Below are 4,149 nucleotides of genomic sequence, written 5' to 3'. Positions count from 1 at the left end.
CGGACGACACCTCCGGCTGAGTCCGGCCGACGCGGTGGCGCGGGAACCCCGTGCCTCGCCGAACACCGTGCTCGCGGGTGGGCCACACTGCGGCGAGACGCGAGCCGTTTGCGCGCCTCGTGTCGTATGGTGTCGCGCCCCGGCAGGCCACGCTGCCTCACGTCGTCGAGTCTGATGCCGGTTCCCCGGGGCCGGACGCGGCGGTGGCGAAGGGGGCGGGACCGCCGAGGCCCTGCCAGTCGGCCTGGGCGGCGACCGCGCGGTCCAGGGCGGTGCCGAAGGCCGCGGTGTCCGCGTCGACGGCGGCCAGGCGTTCGAGGACGGGCGGGGTGCGTTCGAGTGGGCAGGCGCGCAGCAGATCCGCGTACAGGGCGCGCAGGCGGCGGACCACCTGGAGGGAGTCGCGGCCGTAGTAGCGGATCTCATCGACGGCGAGGGACAGGTAGTCCGACCACTCGGAGGTGCGGTGGGTCAGTCGGACCCGGCCGTCGCGATCCCGGATGCGGGTGACGCCGAGTTCGCGGCCGGACAGGTCGAGCAGCAGGGCGCCGATGTGATCGAGCGCCTGCACCGCCGTGGTCGGGTCGTTGACGGCCGGGGACAGCGCCTTGATCGCGATATCGACCATGACTCGCAGTGCGAAGGCCGGGTCGGCGTCCACCACCCGTTCGACGCCGACCACCACATGCCGTCGCAGCGTGCGCTCGGGCACCGCGGTCGCACCGTGGATCTCGAACAGCGCCGCACCGGGCAGTACGAAGTCCCCGACGGCGGGCACCACCACGATGCGGCAGTCGGCGCGCCGCGCGAGTTCGGCGATGTCGTCGTCGTCGAAGCCGAGCAGGACGCCCGCCCGGCCGGTGTGCCGGAGTACCCGATCCGGCGGCCCGTCCGCGGCGTCGTCGGTATCGGTCTCGCTCCCATACGGATTCGGGTGCACGGCCGCGGCCGTCCGGGCTCCGGCGCGTGCCACCCAGCCCAGCGCCTTGACCAGGCGCAGGAAATTGACCACCCGGGTGAGCAGCGCGAAGAACAGGGCCACGCTGGTGAGGGCGAGCCCGACGGCCACCACCGAGGAGAGCACCGGCTCGTAGTCCTCCAGGCGCGCGGCCAGCCGCACCGAGACCAGCAGGGTGTACACGAAGGTGGCCATGAAGGTGCCGAGGGCTGCGCCGAGCACCCAGTCCTGGGTGAGCCGGGGTGCGAAGCGCGCCGACATGGTCCCGGTGCCGAACTGGATGACCAGCAACAGGACCGAGAACACGAAGCCGGTGAAGGCGATGGTGCCCGACGCCACGGCCGCGAGCACGGTCGCCATGACGGCCGCGTCGAACTTCCACGCGAACTCACCCGGGGGCAGCTCGGCCAGTACGTCGGCCAGCACCCGGTCCAGATACGGCACCAGCCAGGACAGCAGCACCGCCGCGCCGACGATGAGGGCCGGGAGCAGCCACACCCGGCGCTGCCGATACACCCAGCGAACCTCGTTGAACCAGGAAAACACTCACATCACCGCCGTTCACTCCACGCCTGGGCTGCTCGGATGGCTCGACCCTACCGGTGTTCGAACCTCTCAGCCGCTCTCAGCTAATTCGTGGCATTGTCGATGGCGTGCCGTCCTCATCGCCGTCGCAGCAGGTGTCCACCCCGTCCATCCGGCCCCGGCCCGCCGGCCAGCGCCGGACTTACCTGGGCATCGCCGTGATGCTGTTGCTGGGTGCGGTGTTCAGTGGGCTCACCGCGGTGGTGATGCGGGCGGCCGGGCCGACGGATGTCGATATCGCCCTGCGTGACTGGGCGGTCGGCTTTCGGTCCGACGGTATGACGCTGGCCGCCCGGGTTGTCACGACCTGCGGTGACACCCTCACCATGGCGCTGTTGGCCACGGCCGTATGCCTGGGATTCGCGTGGCGGCGGCGGTGGGAGTCCGCGGCGCTGGTCGGCATCGCCGCCCTGGGCGCGGCGGTGCTGGTGGCGGTCGGCAAACGGCTCGTCGGCCGCGAGCGCCCGCCGCTGGACGGGCGGCTGGCCACCGAGCACAGCCTGTCGTATCCCTCGGGGCACAGCCTCGGTTCGTTCGTGGTGATCGGCGTGGTGGTGGTGGCCCTGCTGCCGCATCTGCGCGGCCGGGCCCGCCCGGCACTGGTCGCGCTGGCGCTGGTACTGGTACCGGCCATCGGGCTGTCCCGGGTGTACCTCGGTGTGCACTGGCCCACCGACGTGCTCGCGGGCTGGATCCTCGGCGCGCTCTGGCTCGTCCTGTGCCGCACCGCCGGTGTCGGACGCGGGGTGGGCGCGCGGCTGGCGCGGCTGGATCGGCGTCCACCGCCCGACCCCCGCTAGTTCCGCCGTCCTCGAAACCGGCCGCGCGGCATGGTTGGCGCTGATATCTTCTCGCCATGTCGGCCACGAAAGATCTTGCGACACCGGCCGAATTGGGTGTCGACGATGAGGAGCGGCCCGCCCGGACCCTGTCCGGGTGGCCGGAGCGCCTCGTGGCCCTCAGCGGATTCGCCGTCGCGATTCTGGTGCTGTGGCAGGTGTTTCGGCCGCTGCCGCAGGGCAGCCAGTACTATCTGGTGGTCTTCCTCGCGGTCACCCTGCCGCTGGTCTTCCTGAGCTACCGCTCCGGGTGGCGACACCTGGACGGGGGCACCGGTTGGGTCGATCGGGCGTACGGGCCCGCACCCTGGGACTGGCTGCTGGCCGCGCTGGCCCTGCTGGTGTGCCTGTATCCGGTCCTGCCGCTGACCATCGGATCCGGTGGCGGCGGATACGACGCCTTCCTCGACCGGCAAGGGCTGCTCGATCCCGTCGATATCGCCATGGGCGCGCTGGTGCTGCTGCTCGTGGCGGAGGCGTGCCGCCGCACCACGGGTTGGGTGCTGCCGCTGGTGTGCGCGCTGTTCCTGGCCTACGGCTACTACGGCGGACTGCTGCCGCAGCACTGGTCGGTGGCGCACGCCGGACTCGACTTCGACCAGATCGTGGACGCGCTCTACAACTCCGGCAGCGGGTTCTACGGCACCCCGCTGGATGTGGCGGCCAGCTATATCGCGCTGTTCACCATCTACGGTGCGGTGCTCGAATTCTCCGGTGCGGCACGATTTTTCGTGGAACTCTCGGTGGCGGCGTTCCGGCGGTCGCGCACGGCGGCGGGTCGCACCGCGGTGACCTCCGGATTCCTGCTCGGCACGGTCTCCGGCTCGGGGACCGCGACCGCGGTGACCAATGGCGCTGTCACCTGGCCGATCCTGCGCAAGGCGGGCTACCGACCCGAACAGGCCGGTGGCATGCTGGCGGCGGCCGGTGTGGGCGCGATTCTCTCCCCGCCGACGCTGGGCGTCGCGGCCTTCATCGTGGCCGAGTACCTGGAGGTCTCGTACCTCACCGTACTGCTGTGGGCCACGATCCCGACCCTGCTCTACTACCTGGGCATTCTGCTGGCGGTCGAAATCGACGCGCGGCGGTTCCACCGCCAGGGCTCCGGCGACGGCGCACCCGTCGCCGACACCGGACCCTCGGCGTGGAAACTGCTGGCGCGCTTCGGCTATCACTTCCTGTCGCTCATCGCCATCGTGGTGCTGATGCTGCTGGGGTTCGCGGCGACCAAGGCGGTGGTGTACGCCACCGCGCTCGCCTTCCTGCTCGCCGTCGTCGACCGCGCGGTGCGGCAGGGGCCGACGGCGGCCACTCGACGAGAAATGCTGCGCGAGTTCGGATCCTGCTTCACCGCCCTGTCCGGTGGTATTCGCGCCGCCCTGCCCGTGGTGGCGGTGTGCGCCGCCGCCGGGATCATCACCGCCATGACCACCAAGACCGGGCTCGGCGCACAGCTGGCCGGTGTGCTGGTGCGGACGGCGGAGGCGATCTCCGACAATGCGACGGTCGTGCTGGCCTGCACCGTCGTTCTGGCCGCCGTGGCGCTGGCACTGCTCGGGCTGGCCATTCCGGTGACGGCCTCCTTCGTCATCGGCTGGGTGATCATCGCGCCCGCCCTGCTGTCGCTCGGCGTCTCCGGCCCCGCCACCGCCATGTTCGTCTTCTACTACTCGGTGCTGTCGGAGGTGACGCCGCCGACCGCGCTGGCCGCCGTCGGCGCGGCGGCGGTGACCGGGGCCAAACCGATCCCCACCATGTGGCAGACAC

General features: G+C 71.3%; 3 protein-coding genes. 2 read left to right on the top strand and 1 reads right to left on the bottom strand.

Going from position 1 to position 4,149, the window contains the following annotated elements; translation table 11 throughout:
- Window positions 1-157: 157 nt before the first annotated feature.
- Window positions 158-1,504 carry a DUF2254 domain-containing protein gene (locus tag QK444_RS33560; protein ID WP_282786048.1) on the bottom strand — a complete coding sequence of 449 codons (1,347 nt, stop codon included), beginning with the start codon at window positions 1,502-1,504 and terminating at the stop codon, window positions 158-160.
- Between the two features lie 107 nt (window positions 1,505-1,611).
- Here QK444_RS33560 and QK444_RS33555 point away from each other — a divergent pair, with 107 nt between their 5' ends.
- Together QK444_RS33555 and QK444_RS33550 are read left to right on the top strand one after the other, a co-directional pair.
- The gene (locus QK444_RS33555) at window positions 1,612-2,343 is read left to right on the top strand and encodes a phosphatase PAP2 family protein (protein ID WP_282786047.1); all 732 of its coding nucleotides are present in this window, start codon (window positions 1,612-1,614) and stop codon (window positions 2,341-2,343) included.
- Window positions 2,344-2,399: 56 nt separating this feature from the next.
- Window positions 2,400-4,149, top strand: a 1,750-nt coding sequence (locus tag QK444_RS33550) for a TRAP transporter fused permease subunit (protein WP_282786046.1), incomplete at its 3' end; no start/stop codon positions are given.

Origin of the sequence: Nocardia sp. CC201C (assembly GCF_030010695.1) — a bacterium.
In the GTDB taxonomy this organism is placed as follows: domain Bacteria; phylum Actinomycetota; class Actinomycetes; order Mycobacteriales; family Mycobacteriaceae; genus Nocardia; species Nocardia otitidiscaviarum.
The sequence above is the reverse complement of the archived record's forward strand: the minus strand, read 5'-3'. Positions and strand labels throughout refer to the sequence as shown.